The organism is Marinobacter sp. L-13, assembly GCF_056857715.1.
The window spans coordinates 34,516-56,551 of record NZ_JBSXNQ010000051.1; the positions used below are offsets into that span (position 1 = coordinate 34,516).

A 22,036-nucleotide genomic window follows, 5' to 3' on the forward strand; every position below is an offset into this window, starting at 1 on the left:
AACAACCCGTCAGGGCACGTGTAAACTAGGCGGCGTTTATTATTGCCCGTCCTCCAATTCACCCGGAACAGGATCCAGCCACCGTGCCATGTCCCGAACGCCCACTGCAATCGCCGGAAACCCGGTGGCAGAGCCGGTATGGCCGTGTGTTGCTGGCCGCGGTTTTTGGGTTAGGCGTTACGGATGGGCATGCCCAGACACCGCCGTCTGCGGCGGAAATAGATTGGCGGCCCAGAGCAGAGCTGCCAGCCGAGGCCCGGGCTTCGTTGCCCCTTTTCTGCGAAGGGGGGTATCTGCCTTCCGGTCGCGCCAATGGCGTTGGCAGTGCGTTTGCCGTTGGCAGCGATTCCGAGCAACCGTTGGAAGCCAGCGGCTTGAACGCCCGCTACGAGATTGACCGGACGCTGTTTCTTCAGGGTGATGTCCGCATTCGCCAGGGCGGTTTTCAGGTAACCGGTTCAGAGGCGCGCTACAGCCAGCAGGAGGGTGCAGTATCGGTGCAGGGGCCGCTGGTCAGTCGCGGCGAGGGTTTCCTTCTCACCGGTGAGAACGCGAACTACGACGTCGATAGCGGACGCCTGGACATCAACACTGCGACATTCCTGCTGCATGGTCCGGAAATGCGCGGTCGTGCAGGCAGCCTGTCGCGCATCAGCGAGGAACAGGTCGTCATTGCAGATGGCTTTCTGACCACCTGTGGCCCCAGCCAGAATGACTGGGCCATCGTTGCCTCGGATATCAGGCTGGATCGGGCGCAAGGATTCGGTACCGCCAAACACGTTCGATTGGAAGTCCTGGATGTGCCGGTGTTCTATTGGCCGTGGGCAAGCTTTCCTATTGATGATCGCCGCAAGTCCGGTTTCCTTTATCCGCAGTTCGGCTCTTCCAGTGCCGGCAGCGGTGGCTTTCTTGCCGTGCCCTACTACTTCAATCTGGCACCCCATTACGACGCGACGCTGACGCCCCAGTACATTCATGGCCGGGGCCTGTTCAACGAAGTCGAGGGCCGGTATCTCAGCTCTCTCGGGGAAACTACCCTGCAGCTCGGGTACATCGGCAACGATTCGGCGTTTCAGGAGGAAAACCCCGGTGAATCCGGTGAGCGCTGGGCCCTGGATGCCACAACCCGGGCTGCCTTTGGCCGTGGGTGGCGGGGCTACGGAGATTTTTCCGTGGTGAGCGATGAGGACTATCTCAGCGATCTGAACCGCAGCCTGGAGATCAATCAGGCCACTCATTTGCAGAGAAAGGGCGGGGTTACCTACCGAAGCGACAAGCAGTATTTCGATGCCTACCTCAACGATTACCAGACCATCAGTGATCGCATTGCCGATGTGGACAAGCCCTATGCCCAGTTGCCGGAAGTGATCTACGCAGGCCAGACCGGCGCAGGGATTGTGGAGGCGAAACTGGAAAGCCAGTACACAGTGTTTTACCGGGACAACGAAGCACTGACCGGTCTGGATCGGGCCAACGGGCAGCGTTTCCGGGCGCGGCCGGAACTGGCGTTGCCCATGCGGGCGTTGTGGGGGTTCAGTCGGCCGTCGGTAAGCGTGGATTACACCCGCTACAACCTGGACGACTACGTGCTGGGGGATGGCAGTTTCGATCGCACCGTGCCGGTTGCCGAGTGGGATAACGGGTTGTATTTCGACCGACAGAGCCGCCTGTTTGATGTGCCCTACAACCAGACTCTGGAGCCCCGGCTCTATTACGCCTGGGCCGATGCCGATCCGGATCAGAACGACATCCCGGATTTTGACACCGACCTCCAGACCTTCCGTTTTGAACAGCTGTTTCGACCGGACCGGTTCACCGGCGGTGACCGGGTAGGCGATGCCAACCAGTTGACCGTTGCCCTGACCAGCCGTTTCAATGACCTCCTCACCGGTGCGGAGCGTGCCCGATTCAGTATTGGACAGGTACAGTATTTCGAGGATCGCGAAGTGACGTTGTTCGGCGAGGGTGCCGGTACCCGGAGCCGTTCACCGCTGGCGGGCGAAGTCGTGCTGAACCCTCTCGATACCCTGGAAATCCGCTCCTCCGGATTGTGGGATCCTGATACCGGGGATACCGAGGAAGGCCGCAGCCAGTTAACCTTTCACTCCACTGACTACCGGTATCTGGCCAGTGTCGGGCACACTTACAGCCGGGGCGAACTGGAACAGTCGGATATCGCGGCGGTTTTCCCGGTCTCGGACCGTGTTAGTCTGATCGGCCGCTGGGTCTACGACTCCGACCTTGATCGAACCGTCGGATCCCTGGCCGGGCTGGAATACAATAACTGCTGCTGGAGTGTTCAGGTGGTTCACCAGAACTATCTGACTGATGACCGGGAGCTCGATAGCCGCATACTGTTCCAGATCCAGCTAAAGGGCCTGGGCGGCAGCGATGGTGCCTCATCGAGTATTTCCGAGGCCATTTACGGTTTTGATGAAAGGGAGCGTCGTCGTTTTGGAACTCCCTGACTGGATCCCGGACTAAGGCCCCCAAAACGCCAGAAAAGCTCAAATTCTATTTGTAGAGGTGATTATGAAGGCGACCCTTCGCCATGGTGTACAAGCGTTACTGGTTCTTCTAGCCGTCCTGGCCCCGTTGTCTGTTCAGGCCGAGCGTAAGTTGCTGGACCAGGTAGTGGCCATCGTCGATGAGGATGTCATCCTTCAGACCGAGTTGGAGGCCCGAATCAACACCATCACCAGTCGCCTTGGTGCACAGGGCACGGCGCTGCCGCCAAGGCAGGTCCTCGAAGAGCGTGTGCTTGACCAGTTGATCACCGAATCGATCCAGATGCAGATGGCAGATCGGGCCGGTATGCGCATCAGCGATAACGAGTTGAACGAAACCATGGCCAACATTGCCGAACGCAATGGCATGAGCCTGCCGCAGTTTGAAAACCAGCTCGAAGCCGAAGGCGTGACTTACAACCAGGCCCGCGAACAGATCCGCAAGGAAATGCTGACCAGCCGGGTTCAGCAGCGCCAGGTCGGCAACCGGGTTCGGGTGACTGATCGGGAAGTTGAAAACTATCTGGAAAGTCTGGAGGCCCGTGGAGGGAATAACGCTCAGTACCGGCTGGCGTACATCTTTGTGAGCGTAGACGACCCCTCTGATGAGGCGGAGGTGGATGCCGCAAGGGAGAAAGCCGAGCGGCTGCGCAGTGAGATCGCCAATGGCCGTGATTTCCGCGAAGTGGCTGTTGCCGAGTCTGATGCCAGTAATGCCCTGGAAGGTGGCGATATGGGCTGGCGTGCCGAGGGTCAGCTGCCGTCTCTGGTTGCTCCGGTCGTGCCGGAGCTGCCGGTGGGTGAGCCCTCAGACGTCCTGGAAAACAACAGCGGCTTCCACCTGGTAATGGTGATGGACAAGCGAGGCGGCGAGCAGCAGCAGATGATCCAGCAGCACCGTGTCCGTCACATTCTGGTTCGGCCTTCCGAAGCCACGACGGACAGCCAGGCTGAAACCGTGATTCGGGATCTGTACCAGCAGCTTCAGAATGGAGCCAGCTTCAGTGCGCTGGCCAGAGAGTACTCCGATGATCCGGTGTCTGGCTCCGATGGCGGTAATCTGGGCTGGGTAAGCCCGGGCCAGATGGTGCCGGCGTTTGAGCAGGCCATGCTCGATGCTGATATTGGGGAGTTGCGCGGGCCGTTCCGTTCCCAGTTTGGCTGGCACATTCTGCAGGTTCAGGAGCGCCGCCAGAAAGACATCAGCGGTGATGTGCGCGACGCCGAGGCCCGCCAGGCCATCTATCGCCGCAAGTTTGAGACCGAACTGCAGAACTGGCTTCAGGAGATCCGCGATGAGGCCTTTGTCGAGTTCAAGGGCGAGTACGCCAAGGACGAACCGGCGGAAGAAGAGCCAGTCTCCTGATGAGTAATCCCGTGGTGCTGGCACTGACGGCCGGCGAACCTGCCGGCATTGGTCCGGAGTTGTGCCTGCAACTGGCTCTTGAGGCCCGGAGTGCAGGTGTGGTGGTGGTTGCCAGCGGGCCATTGCTGGAGGCCCGGGCGAAGCAAATGAACCTGGCGGTTGAACTGCGTGCCTGGCAGCCCGGAGATTCGCCGGAAATGGAGGCAGGCCTGCTGTCGGTTCTGCATGTGGACGGTTGTGCCAATCATGAACCGGGCACACTGGATACCGGCAGCGGTGCTTATGTGCTCAGAACGCTGGAAGTCGCCGCTAACGGCTGCCTCAGCGGCGATTTTGACGGCATGGTGACGGCGCCTGTCCATAAGGGCGTTATCAACGATGCCGGCATCGCGTTCAGCGGCCATACCGAGTTCCTGCAGGAGCTCTGCGGTGTGGATCGTGTGGTCATGATGCTGGCGACCGAAGAGTTGCGGGTTGCGCTTGTTACTACCCACTTACCGCTCAAGGACGTATCCGCCGCCATTACCCCGGAGCGCCTGACTCAGGTAACGCGAATTCTCGATGCTGATCTGAAAAAGTTCTTCGGTGTTGCCCGGCCCAGGATACTGGTGGCCGGCCTGAATCCTCATGCCGGCGAAGGTGGTCACCTTGGTCGGGAGGAAATCGACACCATCGAGCCAACCCTGGAGGCTCTGCGTGCCGAAGGCATTTCTCTGACCGGACCTTTACCTGCGGATACCCTGTTTACTCCGCACTGGCTCGACCAGGCCGATGCGGTTCTGGCCATGTATCATGACCAGGGGCTGCCGGTGCTGAAGTTTCAGGGCTTTGGGCGTGCGGTGAACATTACCCTGGGGCTGCCGATTGTGCGCACGTCCGTGGATCATGGTACGGCTCTGGATCTGGCGGGAACCGGTCGAGCCGATGCCGGCAGTCTGCATACGGCCCTGAAGGTAGGCGAGCAAATGGCTCGTTGTCGAAAATCTGCAATTGAAGAGACCCGTTCGTGAGCAACAAAGCCGGCCATCAGGCCAGAAAACGGTTTGGCCAGAATTTCCTCCATGATCCGGGGGTCATAGAGCAGATCATCCGCGCCATTAACCCGAAACCTGATGACGCCATCGTGGAGATTGGCCCTGGCCTGGGCGCACTGACCGAGGAAATACTGGCGGTGAACCCGAAGCTCCAGGTGGTAGAACTGGATCGGGACCTGATTCCCGTGCTGCGCACCAAGTTCTTCAACTATCCCGAATTCCGGATTCACGAGGCGGACGCACTCAAGTTTGATTTCAGCCAGCTCATGGTGGATCGCCCCCTGCGGATCATCGGTAATTTGCCGTACAACATTTCCACACCGCTGATTTTCCACCTGCTGTCCCAGGCCGGTGTTGTGCAGGATATGCACTTCATGCTGCAGAAAGAGGTGGTTCAACGAATGGCAGCGGTGCCGGGTGACAACAATTACGGGCGTCTTGGCATCATGACCCAGTATTTCTGCCGGGTTCAGCCGCTGTTTGAAGTTGGGCCCGGCGCTTTCCGACCGGCGCCCAAGGTGGATTCGGCGATTGTCCGATTGGTGCCTCACAAGACCCTGCCACACCCGGCGAAGGATTTGACGACACTTCAGGCTGTGGTCCGCACAGCCTTTAACGCCCGGCGGAAAACTCTCCGCAAGGCACTGGGCGGCATGGTGTCGGCCGAACAGCTCCGGAGCCTTGGCATCAATGACGGTCTGCGACCGGAGAACCTCGCGCTGGCCGATTTCGTGGCGATTGCCGACCTGCTTTTTACCGAGAAGGGTGCAGCCAATCCGGCAAACGAGGTAAGTGATGACTGACTACGCGATCGGCGATATTCAGGGCTGTTACGAGCGTCTCAGGGATGTCCTGGAGAAAGTGGATTTCTCTCCCTCCCGTGACCGTCTATGGGTGGCCGGTGATTTGATCAACCGCGGCCCGTCTTCGCTGGAAACCTTGAGATATATCGAGAGCCTTGGGGATTCGGCGGTCGTCGTGCTTGGCAATCACGACCTGCATCTGCTGGCGGTGTCCCTGGGCGGTCATCAGACGCGTCGCAAAGACACCCTGTCCGATATCCTTGACGCTCCGGATCACGAGCGGCTGGTTAACTGGCTCCGGCAGCAGAATCTCTGTGTTCACGACCCGGCCCGGAATCTGGTGATGACCCACGCCGGTTTGCCCCATATCTGGACGGTCAGCCAGGCAATGGAGTGTGCCAGGGAAGTTGAAGCCGTGATCCGGGGCGAAACCGCCGAGGAATACTTTACCCACATGTACGGCAATCAGCCCGAGCGCTGGGACGAGTCCCTGCAGGGAATGGACCGCTGGCGGGTCATTACCAACTATTTCACCCGCATGCGCTTTATTGCCGAGGATGGCTCTCTGGAACTGGCGGCCAAGGAAAGCGTCGACAGCGCGCCGGAAGGTTACCAGCCGTGGTTTCATTTTCCCCGCAATGACGATGTACGGGTGGTGTTTGGCCACTGGGCAGCCCTGGAAGGAAAAACCGGTAGTGACCGTTTTATCGGCCTGGACACCGGGTGTGTCTGGGGTGGCGCACTGACCATGATGAACCTGGATTCGGGAGAAAAGATCCACTGTGACTGCTGAATCCGTACAACCGGCCAGGAGAGGGATTCTTCGGTTACCGCTGTTGGCAGGTGCTTTTCTGGCCCTGGTGGCAGTGATGGCCGGCGCTTTCGGTGCACACGGGCTGCGCAATCTGGTCAGTGAGCGGGGCCTTGAAGTTTTCCAGACCGCCGTCACATATCAAATGTATCATTCCATTGCGCTGGTTCTGCTGGCATTGCTGGCCGGACAGGGCCTGCCCAGGAAATTGCTGGGTTGGTCGGCGGGATTCTTTCTGGCCGGCATCCTGTTATTCAGTGGCAGTCTTTACCTGCTGGTGCTGACAGACATCCGCTGGATCGGCCCGATCACGCCCATCGGCGGGGTGTGTTTCATGGTGGGCTGGGCGCTGTTAATAACCTCCGGTCTCCGCCGGAACAAGTAGATGAATACAGAGGGTCAGGAGTCACGATGCAGGTTCAGGTAAATGGCGATGCAATGGAGCTGCCAAATGGTGCAACCATTGCCACGCTGATTGAGAAGATGGCTCTCGCGGGCAAGCGGCTGGCGGTTGAGGTGAACGAGGATATCGTGCCACGCAGCCGGCACCCGGAATTTACCCTGAGCGATGGCGACCGTGTAGAAGTCGTTCACGCTATTGGCGGCGGCTGAACAGCCCGCTCCGCCTAACCCACCGATCACGTCGGTTTCCATCCTCCCGTATTCAAACGATTCAGGAACACTATGACAGAGACATCCGAACTCCAGCTTCCAGAAGACAGACCCCTCGAAATTGCCGGACGGGTTTACCAGTCCCGTTTGCTCGTCGGTACTGGCAAATATCGTGACATGATGGAAACCGGACATGCCATTGAGTCCAGCGGTGCGGAGATCGTCACCGTTGCGGTTCGTCGTACCAATCTCGGCCAGAATCCGGATGAGCCGAACCTGCTGGATGTGGTTTCCCCGAGCAGTTATACCATTCTGCCCAACACGGCCGGCTGCTATACCGCCAAAGACGCCGTACGCACCTGCAAGCTGGCCCGGGAGCTCCTGGATGGCCATGATCTGGTGAAGCTGGAAGTCCTCGGTGAGGAGAAAACCCTTTATCCGAACATGACCGAGACGCTGGTGGCGGCCGAGGAGCTGATCAAGGATGGCTTCAAGGTCATGGTCTACTGCTCCGACGATCCATTGCTGGCCAAGCGTCTGGAAGAGATGGGCTGTGTGGCCATCATGCCCCTCGGTGCGCCAATAGGTTCCGGCCTGGGGATCCAGAACCGGTACAACATCCGCCTGATTGTCGAGAACGCCAGGGTGCCGGTGCTTGTGGATGCGGGCGTCGGCACAGCGTCGGATGCCACCATCGCCATGGAACTGGGCTGTGATGGCGTATTGATGAACACCGCCATTGCCCAGGCCAGAGATCCCATCAAGATGGCCAATGCCATGCGCCTTGCCATCGAAGCGGGCCGTGAAGCCTACCTGGCAGGCCGGATGCCCAAGAAACTCTATGCCAGTGCATCCTCGCCCATTGATGGCACCTTCTTCTGATCTCGGGCACAATCCTGACTAACGATAACCGAGGGCTGGCATTGAACGACCGGCCCCGACAACGATAAATCAGAGCGCTGCTGTCCTGCCATGACTGATCAGAAACCCAGTCGCCGCGAGGCGATTCTTCATGCTCTTGTGGAACTCCTGGAGACCGATCCGGGTGCCCGAATCACCACCGCCGGCCTCGCCAAATCCGTGGGCGTTACCGAGGCGGCTTTGTATCGCCATTTTCCCAGCAAGCGGAAAATGTTCGAGGCGCTTATCGAGTTCGCTGAAGAGGCCGTGTTCTCTCGCTGTCAGGTGATCCTGCAGGAGCAGGAGGACGTGCGGGTTCGTCTCCAGCAATTGGTGCACCTGGTGCTGGTCTTTGCTGAACGCAATCCGGGGCTGTGTTGTGTGCTGACCGGTGATGCTTTGATGGGCGAGAACGACACCCTGCGCAAGCGTGCCTCCCAGTTCTTCGAGCGCCTGGAAACCCAGGTACGGCAAACCCTCAAAGAAGGCGAAATCCGCCAGGGCCTGCGGCCCCGGACGACGTCTGCTCGCGGCGCGGACTTTGTACTGGTTTTTGTTGAAGGGCGGATCCAGCGGTTTATCCGCTCCTCGTTCTCGCGGTTGCCTTCTACTGACTTCGACGAGAGTTGGGGGTTGGTTGCCGAGGGTGTTTGGGGTTGAGTCTGGAGTCGGCTGCTTTAAATTCTGTAGCCTGAAGGCTTGGGAGTCTGGCGCCGTTGGGTGGGGCTTTTACGGAACCGCTACGAGCACATCCATGTGCGCTTGGCGCCGGCCATCCATGGCCGCCGACATTCCGTAAAAGCCCCACCCAACAGCGCCTCTCCAGCTCTAGAGATATATCTTTCGATTACGCCCTATCCGATCTTTCTTCCAAATTTCTGCGATATCTCACTGCAATGCCGGCAGGGGATGGGAACCTTCTTCCCGGAATGTCGACGGCCAAGGATGGCCGGCGCCAAGCGCACATGGATGTGCTCGTAGCGGTTCCGGGAAGCAGGTTCCCATTCCGTGCCAGCCCCAAAGCTGGAAGGCTACGGCCAAAAATCTACCGGCGAGCACAGGTCTAATCAGTCATACCCCGAGGCCGACCGCAGGATAGACCGAACAGGCTCCCAAAGAGCCGGTGCCGAAATCAGGATATCGCGGCCCCAGAGGTCGGCAGGATAACCGTCGGGCACTTCACTGAAATGGCCAGCGGTGGCGCCTGCTTCCAGGGCGATCAGGCGGGCGGCGGCGAAGTCCCATGGGCTGACGTTTTCATAGTAGATATCCAGTCGGCCACAGGCCACCCAGCAGATATCCAGTGCCGCGGAACCGATGCGCCGCAGGTCGCGGCATTGGTGAATCATTGCATCCAGGCGTTTGACCAGCGGTTCCAGGGCGTCCTTGGTGTAGGGGAAGCCGGTTGCAAACAGGGCATCCCGGGGCACGGTGGCGCCGCTGTGGCGGATCGGATGGTTGTTCAGCGTGGCGCCCTCTGAGCGGGTCGCCCGGAAGGTTTCGCCGGGGAAGGGCGCATGCACCACACCGGCCTGAACCCGACCTTTTTCGGCATAGGCAATGGAGACGGCTACCTGGGGATGGCCATAGGCATAGTTCACGGTGCCATCGATGGGGTCGACGATCCAGAGGGGTGTATCCAGCTCTTCGGCCTGGCTAAGGTCGGGCATGGTCTCTTCCGAGAGAATCCGGTGGCCGGGGAAGCGTTTGCGGATGGCGCCTGTGATGAATTCGTCCGCCATCACGTCGGCGTGGGTTACCAGCTCGGTCTGATGTTTGTAATCGGTGCGCAGGGCGTTGTTGTCCCGCTCGCGGCGAATCAGTTCGCCGGCCTCGCGGGCCAGGTTTTCGGCAAAGTCGGTAATCTCGAGCAGAGAAACTGAATCAGACATGGCGCCCCCGTTGATATCCCGTTAGAGAATGAGGGCGCCAGTCTAACACGGCGGGATCAGAGGCTGTTCAGCCACTGCTCCATCTTGTCCATGGCGGTGACCAGCCGCGGGCAAGCCTGTTTCACGAAGTCGTCGCCCAATTCCTGTTCGGCATAGTCGCCGCCGGCGAGCTCTAACGATTCGGCGCCGTCGAAGTCGACGAAGGCCAGGCGCGCCGCCAGATGATCCGGCACGAAGCCAAAATCGCTGGCCGGCAGGATGGCCACGCCGGTGTTTTCCAGCAGGGCCTGGCAGAGGGCCTGGCTGGTCTTGATGTCTTTACTGGCCAGTTGTTCGCGGAAGCCGGAGAAGTCCGGGAACAGGTAGAACGCGCCTTCCGGTTTCTGGACTACCGCGCCCATGTCGCTCAGTCGACGGTGCATGTACTCGCCAACAACCTTCAGCACCCGACGGGACTGTTTAAGGTATTCGTCGATGTCGTCACCGCCATTGAACGCTGCAATGGCCGCGTGTTGGATCGGCGCGCTCGTCGCGGTGTAGGTTTCACTGGCGATGATGGCCATGGCGTCCTGCAGGGGCCTCAGTTCCCGGGGGAAAATGAATGTGCCAAGGCGCCAGCCGCCGGCACCGGCCCATTTACTGAGGCCGGTACTGATGATGGTGCCTTCCGGGTAATACCGGGCAATGGATTTGTGCCTGCCCTCGAAATGCACCTCACCGTAGATCTCATCGGAGAGCAGGATCAGCCGGTATTTTCGGGCCACATTGGCAATGGCCAGTAGCTGGTCGTCGGTGTAGGTGCAGCCGGTGGGGTTGGACGGGTAGTTCAGGATCAAAATCCGGGGCCGCGAGGGATCATCCCGACAGATGATATCCAGCTCTTCGGCGGTAAGCTGCCAGTTGTTCTCGGCATGGGTTGGCAGCCAGTGAACCGAGCGGCCGATGATCCGGGCTTGCGGGGCATAGGAGACCCAGCTCGGACGCGGGATCAGCAGATCACCATAGTAGGCCAGCTGCAGCATGAACAGCAGTTCCTTGGAGCCCGGGCCAATCAGCACGTCTTCCCAGGTGCAGTGCATGCGCTCACTCCGGCGAATATAGCCGGCGATTGCCTCGCGTAAGCCTTTGAGCCCTTTTACCGGCAAATAGTCCTTTTCGTGGGCGTGCTCCTTGAGCGCCTCCACCACGCGATCGGGAACCGGGAAAGGGGACTGCCCCAGCCCGAGTTTGATAATGTCCTTGCCCTCGGATTTGAGGTGATTGCTCAGCTCATTGATTCGAAGGGTGGCCGAGGGCTGAATACCCCGGACGTTCAGGTTGATCGCGTAACGGTGGTCGTTTTGGATGTCCATTGTCCCTGTCTGTTGGTTGGAAATGACCCCGTCAGTATAGGAAACCCAAACATATCTGTGATGTCGTGGCGGATAGGTGATTGCCGCAGTTTTTCCTCAGACTTTGGTCTCGGCTATCGGGATTTGATCCAGACTTCCACCCGACCATTGCGCGGGCTGCCGCTGCCGCCCACCGGCATGTACTGGCCATAACCCGTGTAGGCAACATCCGGCACGTTCACTTCCTGCAGGGCCTTGCGGACCGACAGGGCCCGGAGCTCGGAAATCATCTGGGCACGTAATTCATGGCTCTGGGTGTCGGCGAACCCGATTAGTAACAGGTCGTCAGCGGATCGGCCGTTCTGGTTCAGATACTGCTGAACTCGCTGCAGGTCCCGGCGGGCCTTGTTGTCGAGCTTGGTCCGGCCTTCGGAGAAACGGAAATTGACCGTCAGGCGATGGTAGTTGCCGGTCAGGCGGCGAAAACTCTCGGGCGTCGATTCGTCGAATTCCGGCTTGACCGCGATGGGGTTCTGGGAGATGAATCCGGATTCTGCAACCAGTGCCTGGCCTTGCTGGCCGAGGGCAAAGCCAATCAGACCTGCGGAAAGTGGCGGGACGTCACTCCCGGGCGTGTACATGAACAGGCGTCGTGATAGCGGATAATCCTCGCTGGCAACGGTGAGCTGGTTGGGGTGAAGCGCCGGGGCATTGCCTTCCGAGATCGCCAGGAGTTTGCTGTTACGCACTGAGGCGAGGCCCGAGAAACCAATACCCGAGGGATCCTTGCTTACGTCATCCGACAGCTGGTCGTTGGATTCGTAGCGCCTGGCGTTGCTGTCCAGTTCGAACTGTTTTCCAAGAACCAGGGATTTGAAGGTGTCCCAGGTTCCGGAACGGTCATCTCTGGCGTAGAGATGAATCGGGCGGTCCGGGCCGCCCAGCTCAGACCAGTTCCGGATCTGCCCGGAGAATACGCGGCCCAGGGTTTCGATGCTCATTTTGCTTACGGGGTTGGACGGGTGCACCAGAATGGCCAGGCCATCAATGGCAATAACGTGCTCGCTCTCGGGCGCAGTGAGGTCCGCCCGGGCGCGAAATTGCTCTGCTTCCTGCGGTTTTACCGGGCGGGAAGAGGCCCAGATGTCGGCCTTGCCTGCGGCCATCGCCTTGAAGCCGGTGCTTGATCCGTGCGCTGCAACCAGCACCTCGGCCGCCCGATTGTTCACAGGCGCTCGCAGGATTTTTTCGTTTTCCACGCCGGTACCCCTGGCTGCAACCTGTCCGCCGCCATGCTCTTCCAGATAGCCGGTAACCAGCATTGGCGCCAGGGTAGCGCCGACGGTATTGGAACCGTGAATTTCCAGGTCATAGGCCTGGGCCTGAAAGGCCATAAGAGCGGGCAGTAGCAGTCCCGGGAGTGTTGCAGTCATCCGTGTGAATCGCGGCATCTTTCGAAAAACCCTTACCAGACAGTTGGTTGAGAAGCTGGAAGGATGCTTCAGAAATATGACATTTGTGTTTCATTGCCTGCACATTGGGACGCAAGGCCGTAGGTCCCTGTAAAAAAATGTTAAGCAGTGCGCGGAGCGCAGCGTTCGGCTGGCCTATAGTGACGCATCCGCCGTAACAAAAATAAACACAGCGGGCAGAGGCACATCCATGGATGCCATATCATCGAAAGCCGGGCAAGCCCCTGCTGCGGGCGCACGACCAGTTCCCATGAAGAAGGTGTTGCTGGTCGATGACCATGCTCTTTTTTCCCAGGGGTTGGCGGGCCTGATCCGTCAGGAAGGCTTGGCCGAATCCGTTGTGATCGCCAGCACCGTTGAGGGCGCCTCGGATTTGTTGGTCCGTCAGGACGATTTTCAGCTGATCCTGCTCGATATCGCTTTGCAGGGCGAAACAGGGTTGGCGTTGTTACCCAGGCTGGCAAGCCACAGGGAGCCACCTCCGGTGGTGATCATTTCCAGCAGTGAAGACGAATCCACGGTAAGAGCTGCGCAGGCAGCCGGTGCCAGTGGCTTTCTGGCGAAATCTGCCGGGCGGTCGGCGCTGGTGAGCATGGTCCGCTCTGTAAGCCGCGGTGAGAGGTATTTTCCTGGCGGTAACGATCCTGTGGCACCGGGGCTGTCGTTGACCCCGAGGCAAATGGACGTGCTCCTGTTGTTGGCCCAGGGCTTTCCCAATAAACGGATTTGCCAGAGCCTGAATTTGACGGAGCACACGGTGAAAACCCATCTCAAGGCGATTTTTACCCAGCTTGGTGTTCACAACCGGACAGAATGCGTGAATCTGGCCCGGGCTCGTGGGTGGTTGTGACGGCCGCGGGAAGCCGGACCCAGAACACAGAACCCCCGCCGGACCTCGACTCGGCGCCGCACTCTCCTCGCATCAGCGCAACAAATTCCTGAACAATGGTCAGGCCAAGTCCCAGGCCCGGATACTCACTGGGGCCTGCGCCCCTCACGTAGGGTGAGAACAGGTTATCCACCAGCCCGGATGGCAGGCCGATGCCGTTATCCGCGACTTCCAGCAACACATGTGAGCCCATGGCTTTTGCTGACAGGGTAACGGCAGTACCGCCGCTGTGTTGCACCGCATTGAATATCAGGTTCTGGAGGATCCGCGACAACAGTGATGGATCCGCCATAACCTGAAGATCACTACCCGGGTGGTCAATCCGAACCTCTATCTTGTTATTGCCAAGCGAGTCCGCCAGCAAATCGTTGAGATCCCGGAATACCGGTGCCAGTGTGGTTGGTCGGATAACGGCTTGCACCATGCCCTCGTTGAGCCTTGCACTGTCGAATACGGTGCCCAGCAGGCGCCGGAGATGACGAATCATGTCCCGCAACTGTTGGGTGGCCGGGTGCGCTGCGGGGCCGTCTTTGCTTGGTGACAGGCTTTCCAGCGTTATGTCGATCACGTTCAGAGGCTGGCGCAGGTCATGGCTGGCTGCGGTGATCAGTTCCGTTTTTCGCCGGCTCTCGTCGCGGGCCGCCTGATGCATGTGATCCAGCAGCTTACGGTCCAGAAAGTGCGCTCGGTGGCGGTATTCACTGGTCCAGGCGCCAACCATGCCGATAAGGTTGGCCGTGGTCAGGAAAAACAGGTTGGTCGCGATGTCGGAGCCGGACATACCGCTCCAGAGTTCGGTCAGAAGGTAGCCGACGATCAGAACAAGCGAGACCATGGACGCGCTGAAGAACGGCAGCCCCATGGCAAAGTATCCGAACATGAGCATCAGGATCATGCCCTCGTAGGGCAGCGGAAAGGCAACCTGTCGCGCGGCGGCTATGATTGCGACCACGCTCAGGCCACCTACCAGGTAGGCCAGTGTATAGATTCGCTCGAAGAGCCTGTCCGAGGGAGACGCGCGGTAGGCGAGCCAGACAACTGATGCAATCACCGGGCAGGTGACGGCGAGCCGGATGGAGACCGTGACCTGAGCCAGGTCGGGCGGCAGGGTCAATGCATCCATAACCGCGTAGATCAAAAAAAGGAACAGGCCGGCCACTGAAACGGGCCGGGCTCGCTGTCGGATCAGTCCGGACCGGGTTCGCTGGTAAGCCTCCTCCAGATCGGGCGCAAAGCGCAGGTTCCGAAATCCGGCGGCCTGTTGTTGTCTGATCTGCTCGGTTGTCATGGCCGTTTCCAGTGTCGGGCAGGTTTCTGGATTGTATCCGCCCCGGCCGACTGGCTTCGCGAACCCGAGCACATTCCGGTCAGCCGTTACCGAGCATCTTCAGCCGTGCCCAGGTTCTGTCCTGCTCATCCGGGAAATGCTGTTCCAGCAGAGCTTCTTGCTGTTCCTGGATGTCGGCCTCGGTCAGACCCGAGGATTCCTCCCGTTCCATCGCGTCCCGGAACGCATCGAAGCGCTGGTCGAAGCGCTTACGCTGCTTGAGATACTTTACGACGCTCTCGACACCGTCCGGACCCACGCCAAGCTCTTCCAGTTGCCTGCCGGCGGCTTCCGGAGACGAGGCAGATTCAATGGCTGCTGTCCGGGCCTGTTGTTGTCGGCTGCTCGCGTGAAGGTGTTTTTCGGTTGTCCTCAATTCCTCGGGCAACTGATTGCGGTGCCACTGTACGAGTGCCTGTTTGCCCTGTTCGCTCAGGTCTGTGCGCTGCTGAATGGCCAGTGTCGCCAGTGTGTATTCGCTGTAAGCCTCCTCAAGCCCGAAGAAAGCCCGGTGGGCATCAGGGCTGAAGGTGCTGGCGCGCAGTTCTTTCAGCTGTGCCAGGGCATCGCCCAGCGCCGTCAGCTGATAGCCCGGATCCTCTGTTCGGGCTGGGTCGAGTCGGGTTTGCAGGACTTGCAGTGACGCCTGTTTATAGGCGAGATACTCATCGAGGAGCGCCAGCGCCTGGGTGGAAGCGGGTTCAGGCAAGTGGTTCCTGGCCATGGTTTCGATCTGTTGAATGGCTGTTTCCGGAGTCACCTCGCCGACCGTGCTGAGGAAGTAATCGAAAAAGTCACGCACCCGGAGATTGATAACCAGCTCGCCGTTGTCATCGGCTGTCAGGGCGCCGTCAATTTGTGTCCCTGATAGCGACGCCGCAAACGGGGTCGGCCCGAGGGAATCAGGAGTTCGGGATTGCTCCTGTCCAGAAGAAGGCTCTTCCGGGACCGCTTTGGCGCTGTGCTCGGATGCTGGCGTTGGCGACTTCGCCGGGGCCGCGGATGATGGTGGCATTGAAGCCGAAATTTCGGCGTTTGTCTGGGCTGTTCCGGCAAGGCCATACCAGAGAGCACCGGCGACCAGGACGGCCGCCAGTGCACCCGGGAACAGCCACCGACGCGCTTCGATGGATGTCCGCTTCATGGTCACCTCACAGACCGCGGTTTTTAAGCCGGTTGGCCTGGGTGCGGTAAAGGGTGACAGGGTTGGTCCACAGAGAACGGGCTCCGAGAAGGTGGTTTATGGCGTCCACGTGGTTCATGTCGTAGTGGGTGCCGATCACCCGGCCCATCATGGTTGAGCAGACGCCTACCAGCCCGTCGTTGGGCTCGCTGCCAAAGGCCAGTGAAGTGATACCCAGGAACGGGTCGGTAATGTCGAACGCATTGGTCCACACGCCCCGGCCGGTCCAGGAAAAGAACTTGATGCGATTGCCGTCTATCCAGACATCCTCGCTGGTTCCGGCGCAGCTATTCCGGTTCACGCCTTTCCAGCCAAGGGCATCGTTCAGGCTGGTTGTGCCAGGTGTGGTGAGGGTCTCCAGCGCCGCCAGCCCGTTCTGAGGGTTGTCTGCTCCGGACAAGGCATTGATCAGATCGCCCAGGGCGTTGGCGATGGCGTTGGCGCCGCCTTCGACATAGCTACCCGGCGGAAGGATTCCCCGGACCACATCGGCCACTTTGGAGCCCTTGTTAACGCCGTCGATGGAGGTGATTGAGGCAATACGGTGAGGAATCAGGGCTGCCGTCACCCGGGAGGTAGGCGCGCCCTGGCTGTGGGCCATCAGGTTGACTTTGGAATGGCCGAGGCTGTTGACGTAGTTCGCCAGTTGCTGGCCCCGCTGCTCACTGCTGTTGACGAAGGACACGCTGGCGGAATAGACCTGTGCGCCACTGCGCTCAAGATTCCAGGGAATGGTATGGAAGTAGTTCACCAGGCCGCCGATGGTGTTGAACCCGGTGACGCCGTGAACCAGGACAATCGGGTGGCGGGTCTGGGTGTAGCCGGCGTGGCTTGAAAATGAGGCGGACAGCAAGGCCAGCCCCAGCACAACTGCTGTGGTAAATCGAATACGCATGTGTGACTCCTGTTGTTTTTGTTGACGGCTGCATCAGGCAGCCGACGGTCGTCGATGCGTTGTCGATTATTGGTATGTCAGGAGCGATCAGGAATCGCCCAAATGGGTGAGGACAGGAAGGCTGCGTATTCAGGAAAACCGGTGGGGTTCCAGCTCCATATGCTGGATGCGCTGGCCCAGCATGATGATACGGCCGGTGTAGCGCTCCTCACCGGTGGATGTGAAATCGAACAGGAAGCGGCGCCAGACTCGGATCCGCCCCTGATCGTCGCGTTTGAACCATAGACCACGGAGGAATACCGCATCATCCAGCAGCATCACGTCCATGCTTTTGCAATAGCGACGCGCTGCCTGGAGCACGAAATCCTTGATGGCTTTGGCGCGCCACCAGTACCAGACAGCGAATCCGGCCACGAATAGCCAGAACAGGGTTCCAAGAGTCACGGTCTCAGCGATCTTCCACGGTTGCTCAGAGGGATGATCGCCAGCCTACCCTATTGCGTCGGCTTGGGGAATCGTTGCTGCTTCTCTGCTGCCGGTGCCGGCAACCGTCACCCGCATGGCATCAGCAGAAAATGGCGGATCAGCACGGCCCAAAAAAGCCCGGCTCACGTTGCCGTGGCCGGACCTGGTGTCTTACACCGGATCAGTGAGACGGAGCCGTCTTTCCTTCAAGTCCCGAGCCGTGGCCCTCTTTATCTTCGCCGGAACCGTGATGATCACGGCCCAGCAGGATATAGAACGCCGGTAAGACAAAGATAGTGAACAGGGTGCCGATACCAAGACCTGCGCTGATGGTCAGGCCGATGGCAAAGCGGCTTTCTGCACCCGGGCCGATGGCAATCAGCAGAGGCACCATGGCAAAGATCAGCGCCAGTGATGTCATGATGATTGGCCGCAGACGAATGGCGGCAGCCTCGATGACCGCGTCCACTTTGTTAAGCCCACGCTCCTTCTGCAACTGGTTGGCGAACTCGACAATCAGGATACCGTTCTTGGACACCACCCCGATCAGCGTGATCAGACCCACCTGGGTATAGATGTTCATGGTGGCAAATCCGAGCACGATGAACGCCATTGCCCCGGCTACCGACATGGGTACCGAAACCAGGATGATGAACGGGTCCCGCCAGCTTTCGAACTGGGCTGCCAGAACCAGGTAGATGACCAGCAGCGACAGGAAGAAGGTCACCATCAATGCGCTGCCCTGGGTGGCCAACTGTCTTGTCTGGCCGGTATAGTCGTAGGTGTAACCCTGCGGGAACACTTCGGCGGCGGTCTGCTCCATGAAATCCATGGCAGTGCCAGCGGCCACCCCGGGCATAACCACACCCTGAAGGGTCAGCGAGTTCTGCTGGTTGAACTGGGTCCGGTTGGATGGCTCAACGTCCTGGGTGAAGCTGACGACGCTGCCCAGCGGCACCAGTTCGCCGTTGTCTGCCCGAATGTAGTACTCATTGAGGGCCTGGGCGTCCAGCCGGAACTGCTGATCTACCTGAGGAATGACCTGGTAGGAACGGCCCTCCATGCTGAACCGGTTGATGTAGCCGCCTCCGAGCATGCTCGACAGGCTCTGGCCGACGTCCTGCATGGACAGGCCAAGGTCCGCCACCCGGTCCCGATCAACGTTGATACGCGTGATCGGACGATCAAAGTTGATGGACTTCTGCAGGAACATGAAGTTACCGCTGCCCATGGCTTTGCCGAGCAGTTCGTCAGCCACCTGGTCCAGCTGTTCATAGTTGTTGCCGGTGGTGATTACGAACTGGAACGGCAAACCGCCGCCGGAGCCCGGCAGTGAGGGGCGCGGGAAGACTGCGGTTTGCAGCCCGGTGACGTTTTTGAGCTCGGCATCAAGTTTGGGCTGGGCCTCAAACTGGCTGATTTCCCGCTCGCTCCAGGGCGCCATCTTGAAACCACCGAATACGGCATTCGGGCCGGTGATCCCGATGATCATGAAGTCTTCGTTGTAGCCCGGAACCGTCGACATACGCTCCTGGATTTCATCGCCGTGCTCCAGCAGGTAATCCAGTGTCGACGTCTGTGGGCCAAGCCCCTGATAGAACAGAATGCCCTGGTCCTCGGTGGGAGCCAGCTCGTTCTGGCTCATGGAGACCATGAAATAGATTGAGCCCAGCACCACGACGGCGAAGAAAACCACGACCGACTTGGTTTGCATCAGTGAGCTCAGGGCCGACTTGTAGGTGGCGGCGAGGCCGTTGAACGTTTTCTCTACCAGGTTTTCGAATTTACCCGGGTTGCCGTGGGGTTTGAGAACCTTGCCCGACAGCATCGGAGAAAGCGTCAGGGCAACAATGCCGGAAATAACCACGGTACCGGCCAGCGTGAAGGCGAACTCCGTAAACAGGGAGCCAACAAGCCCGCCCATGAAGCCGATCGGGGCGTACACCGCCACCAGGGTGGTGGTCATGGCAATGATGGGAACCGCCATTTCCCGCGCACCGTTGATTGCGGCGTCAAAACGGGATTCTCCCTGCTCAATGTGCCGGTGAACGTTCTCTACCATGATAATGGCGTCATCCACAACGAGACCGATGGCGAGAACCATCGACAGCAGGGTAAGCAGGTTCAGCGAGAAACCGAACATCAACATGATGAAGGCGCCGCCAATCAGTGACAGCGGCACCGCAACCGACGGAACAATCGAAGCCCGAACCGAGCCGAGGCAGAGGAACACCACCACCAGAACGATGATCATGGCTTCCAGCAGTGTCTGGATAACCTCGTTGATGGAATCTTCGATAAAGTCTGAGGCGTCGTAAGCCAGGCGAACATCCAGGCCCGAAGGTAGTTGGCTTTCGATGTCCGGCAGCTCGCCCTTCACCAGGCCGGCGACGGTCAGCGGGTTGGCTCCGGGGGCCAGTTCAATCGCCACGTAAGTGGCAGGCTGTCCCTTGTAAAGAGCCAGTTGATCGTAGGTCTCCGAGCCCAGTTCGACTCGGGCGATGTCCTGCAGTCGGATCTGGGTGCCTTCGGACTGTTTGACGACAAGGTTGCGGAACGCATCCGGATCAGCGACGTCGGTGTCGCTGGTCATGCTGATTTCGGTGTAGGTGCCCTTGGTGTTACCTACGGCAGCCTGGTAGTTGTTGGCGCGGAGCTTTGCGACTACCTCCTGCGGTGTCATGTCGACGGCCGCCAGGCGCTCCGGATCCAGCCAAACCCGAAGGGCAAATTTACGCCCCAGCAGTTCGGCCTTGCCGACACCGGAAAGCGCCTGCAGTCGGGGCTGGACAACGCGGGTCAGGTAGTCGGTGATCTCGGGCACCGCCAGCTCGTTACTGTAGAAGGCGATATACATCAGGGCGGTTGAGTCACCGGTGGTGGAGGTGATGACCGGGTCCTGGGCCTCCGCCGGCAGAACGTTGCGCTGGCTCGCCACCTTCGCCTGGATTTCAGCAAGGGCTGCGTTGGCGTCATAGTTCAGCACCATTTTGGCTTCAATGGTGGAAGTGCCCTGCGAGCTTGTGGATGTGAGATAGTCAATGCCACTCGCCTCGGCAATGGCCTGCTGCAGCGGCGTGGTAATAAAGCCTTTGATCAGGTCGGAGCTGGCACCGGGGTAGGCCGTTGTCACGGTCACCGTGGTGCTTTCAAGCTCAGGGTACTGCCGGATTTCCATTTCCATGGCAGCGCGGGCGCCCAGAAGCAGAATCAGCAGGCTGACCACCGTCGCCAGTACGGGACGGTGGATAAAAATGTCGGTGAAGCGCATTACTCAGACGCCCCCTGCTTCTGCTCTTCGTCCTGAATGGCAACTTTCTGACCTGCGCGCAGGCGCAGCAACCCCTTCTCTACAACGGTTTCACCGGCTTCCAGCCCGGACAGAACGGCTACGCGGGTGTTGCGGGTTTCGCCGGTGGTTACCGTGCGACGATTAACCACCAGATTCCCGTCGTCATTCTCTTCAACGACAAACACAAAGTCGCCGTAAGTGTTGTAGGAGATGGCGGTGCGCGGCACCGTGACTACCTCGTTGTCTTCCGGTTGCTGCGTCAATACGGTGGCAAACATGCCAGGGCGTAAGAGGTTGTCCGGGTTAGACAGCGTGGCGCGAACCCGGACAGTCCGGGTCTCCGGGTTAACCGAGGTGTTGATTGCGCTGACGGAACCCTCGAAATCCTGCTCCGGAACAGCTGCGACGGTGGCGACCACCGGATAGCCTGTTGCTACGTTCGGCAGGTTTTTCTCGGACAGGGTATAGTCGACATAAATCGGATCCAGCATGTTGATCTCGACAATTGGGGTGCCGGTGGCAATGTATTCGCCCTGGTCGACCATCCGGATACCGAGCGTGCCATCGAAGGGCGCGCGGATAATTTTCTTGCTCAACTGGGCCTCGGCTTCATTGACCCGCGCGCGGGCGGCGTCGAAATTGGCCTTGGCTTCATCGTATTGGGACTGCGACACTGCGCGCTTGGGTAACAGGTCGGATACCCGTTTGAATTCCTGCTCGGCCAGTTGCGCCTCGGCACGGCGAGTGCGAAGGGCAGCCTCATCAATGGCGGCGTCAATGCGGATCAATACATCGCCCTGTTTGACCACGTCGCCGGATTCGAAATTGATGGCCTCAATCACACCGGGTACCTCATTGGCAACCCGGATGCCGTTAATGGCTTCAACACTGCCCACGGCCTTGATGGCCGGTGTCCAGGCTTCGTTCTGAGCCTCAACGGCGGAAATCTGCGCCGGCGGTTGGGGCTGGGACATCTGCTCTTGCATCTGGCCAAACTGGTAGAATTTGTAGCCGAAGATGCCTCCGAGCACTACGCCGAGAAATATAATGACGATCAGAAAGCGGGAAGCAGTGCGCATGATTCGGGTCCTGAGGATCTGTGTCAGATTTTGGGAAGCATAGCATCCTACAAAACAGGGTCGCTAATGTCACCGGGTTGTAAGTATTTCTATCTAGACTTCGGATTGGTCAGATTTGACAGATATCATGGTCGTTTTCTTGGCGGGGGGTTTTCCGCGCAGGGCACTGGTAATGTAA

Annotated in this window: 19 protein-coding genes; 10 read left to right on the top strand and 9 right to left on the bottom strand. The window is 59.3% G+C overall.

Annotated features, from left to right (window positions below; translation table 11 throughout):
• The first annotated feature begins 146 nt into the window (after positions 1–146).
• The 9 genes from AC13DD_RS09080 (at position 147) to slmA (ending at position 8,693) form a co-directional block, all read left to right on the top strand.
• Entirely contained in the window at positions 147–2,468 is a 2,322-nt protein-coding gene (locus tag AC13DD_RS09080) for an LPS-assembly protein LptD (RefSeq protein ID WP_482931082.1), read from the top strand.
• Between the two features lie 64 nt (positions 2,469–2,532).
• Positions 2,533–3,873 (top strand): peptidylprolyl isomerase, encoded by a 1,341-nt coding sequence (locus tag AC13DD_RS09085; RefSeq protein ID WP_014578479.1) that lies wholly within the window; start codon positions 2,533–2,535, stop codon positions 3,871–3,873.
• Positions 3,873–4,883, top strand: a complete 1,011-nt coding sequence (gene pdxA, locus AC13DD_RS09090; protein ID WP_104270819.1) for a 4-hydroxythreonine-4-phosphate dehydrogenase PdxA — start codon at positions 3,873–3,875, stop codon at positions 4,881–4,883. Before AC13DD_RS09085 ends, pdxA begins: the two co-directional genes overlap by 1 nt.
• Entirely contained in the window at positions 4,880–5,710 is an 831-nt protein-coding gene (gene rsmA / locus AC13DD_RS09095; protein WP_008173367.1) for a 16S rRNA (adenine(1518)-N(6)/adenine(1519)-N(6))-dimethyltransferase RsmA, read from the top strand. Before pdxA ends, rsmA begins: the two co-directional genes overlap by 4 nt.
• A complete protein-coding gene (locus tag AC13DD_RS09100) occupies positions 5,703–6,503 on the top strand; it encodes a symmetrical bis(5'-nucleosyl)-tetraphosphatase (RefSeq protein ID WP_092030489.1) in 801 nt (266 codons plus the stop codon). The genes rsmA and AC13DD_RS09100 overlap by 8 nt, the downstream gene beginning before the upstream one ends.
• A gap of 43 nt (positions 6,504–6,546) precedes the next feature.
• Entirely contained in the window at positions 6,547–6,906 is a 360-nt protein-coding gene (locus AC13DD_RS09105) for a DUF423 domain-containing protein (RefSeq protein WP_092030488.1), read from the top strand.
• Positions 6,907–6,932: 26 nt separating this feature from the next.
• Positions 6,933–7,133, top strand: coding sequence for a sulfur carrier protein ThiS (gene thiS / locus AC13DD_RS09110; protein WP_064229836.1), 201 nt, complete (start codon positions 6,933–6,935; stop codon positions 7,131–7,133).
• Between the two features lie 72 nt (positions 7,134–7,205).
• Positions 7,206–8,015, top strand: coding sequence for a thiazole synthase (locus tag AC13DD_RS09115; RefSeq protein ID WP_092030486.1), 810 nt, complete (start codon positions 7,206–7,208; stop codon positions 8,013–8,015).
• A 90-nt stretch (positions 8,016–8,105) separates the two neighbouring features.
• Complete coding sequence (gene slmA, locus AC13DD_RS09120; protein ID WP_008173360.1) at positions 8,106–8,693, top strand: nucleoid occlusion factor SlmA; 588 nt, start codon at positions 8,106–8,108, stop codon at positions 8,691–8,693.
• A 407-nt stretch (positions 8,694–9,100) separates the two neighbouring features.
• On the opposite strand, the gene AC13DD_RS09125 is transcribed toward slmA, so the two are convergent.
• The 3 genes from AC13DD_RS09125 to AC13DD_RS09135 all read right to left on the bottom strand — a co-directional run bounded on the left by AC13DD_RS09125 (position 9,101) and on the right by AC13DD_RS09135 (position 12,689).
• Positions 9,101–9,925, bottom strand: coding sequence for an inositol monophosphatase family protein (locus AC13DD_RS09125; RefSeq protein ID WP_008173359.1), 825 nt, complete (start codon positions 9,923–9,925; stop codon positions 9,101–9,103).
• A 56-nt stretch (positions 9,926–9,981) separates the two neighbouring features.
• Entirely contained in the window at positions 9,982–11,277 is a 1,296-nt protein-coding gene (locus tag AC13DD_RS09130) for a pyridoxal phosphate-dependent aminotransferase (protein WP_008173357.1), read from the bottom strand.
• Positions 11,278–11,390: 113 nt separating this feature from the next.
• Positions 11,391–12,689 (bottom strand): substrate-binding domain-containing protein, encoded by a 1,299-nt coding sequence (locus tag AC13DD_RS09135; protein ID WP_227507831.1) that lies wholly within the window; start codon positions 12,687–12,689, stop codon positions 11,391–11,393.
• Positions 12,690–12,978: 289 nt separating this feature from the next.
• Here AC13DD_RS09135 and AC13DD_RS09140 point away from each other — a divergent pair, with 289 nt between their 5' ends.
• Complete coding sequence (locus AC13DD_RS09140) at positions 12,979–13,578, top strand: response regulator transcription factor (RefSeq protein WP_482931071.1); 600 nt, start codon at positions 12,979–12,981, stop codon at positions 13,576–13,578.
• On the opposite strand, the gene AC13DD_RS09145 is transcribed toward AC13DD_RS09140, so the two are convergent.
• The 6 genes from AC13DD_RS09145 to AC13DD_RS09170 form a co-directional block, all read right to left on the bottom strand.
• Complete coding sequence (locus tag AC13DD_RS09145) at positions 13,511–14,905, bottom strand: sensor histidine kinase (protein WP_482931072.1); 1,395 nt, start codon at positions 14,903–14,905, stop codon at positions 13,511–13,513. The genes AC13DD_RS09140 and AC13DD_RS09145 overlap by 68 nt on opposite strands.
• Positions 14,906–14,984: 79 nt before the next feature.
• Positions 14,985–16,088 carry a lipase secretion chaperone gene (locus AC13DD_RS09150; RefSeq protein WP_041646388.1) on the bottom strand — a complete coding sequence of 368 codons (1,104 nt, stop codon included), beginning with the start codon at positions 16,086–16,088 and terminating at the stop codon, positions 14,985–14,987.
• A gap of 7 nt (positions 16,089–16,095) precedes the next feature.
• Positions 16,096–17,022 carry an esterase/lipase family protein gene (locus AC13DD_RS09155; protein ID WP_008173346.1) on the bottom strand — a complete coding sequence of 309 codons (927 nt, stop codon included), beginning with the start codon at positions 17,020–17,022 and terminating at the stop codon, positions 16,096–16,098.
• Positions 17,023–17,151: 129 nt separating this feature from the next.
• A complete protein-coding gene (locus AC13DD_RS09160; RefSeq protein WP_008173344.1) occupies positions 17,152–17,466 on the bottom strand; it encodes a DUF3301 domain-containing protein in 315 nt (104 codons plus the stop codon).
• A 202-nt stretch (positions 17,467–17,668) separates the two neighbouring features.
• Complete coding sequence (locus tag AC13DD_RS09165) at positions 17,669–20,758, bottom strand: efflux RND transporter permease subunit (protein WP_482931073.1); 3,090 nt, start codon at positions 20,756–20,758, stop codon at positions 17,669–17,671.
• Positions 20,758–21,858, bottom strand: coding sequence for an efflux RND transporter periplasmic adaptor subunit (locus AC13DD_RS09170; RefSeq protein WP_008173339.1), 1,101 nt, complete (start codon positions 21,856–21,858; stop codon positions 20,758–20,760). Before AC13DD_RS09170 ends, AC13DD_RS09165 begins: the two co-directional genes overlap by 1 nt.
• Positions 21,859–22,036: the final 178 nt, after the last annotated feature.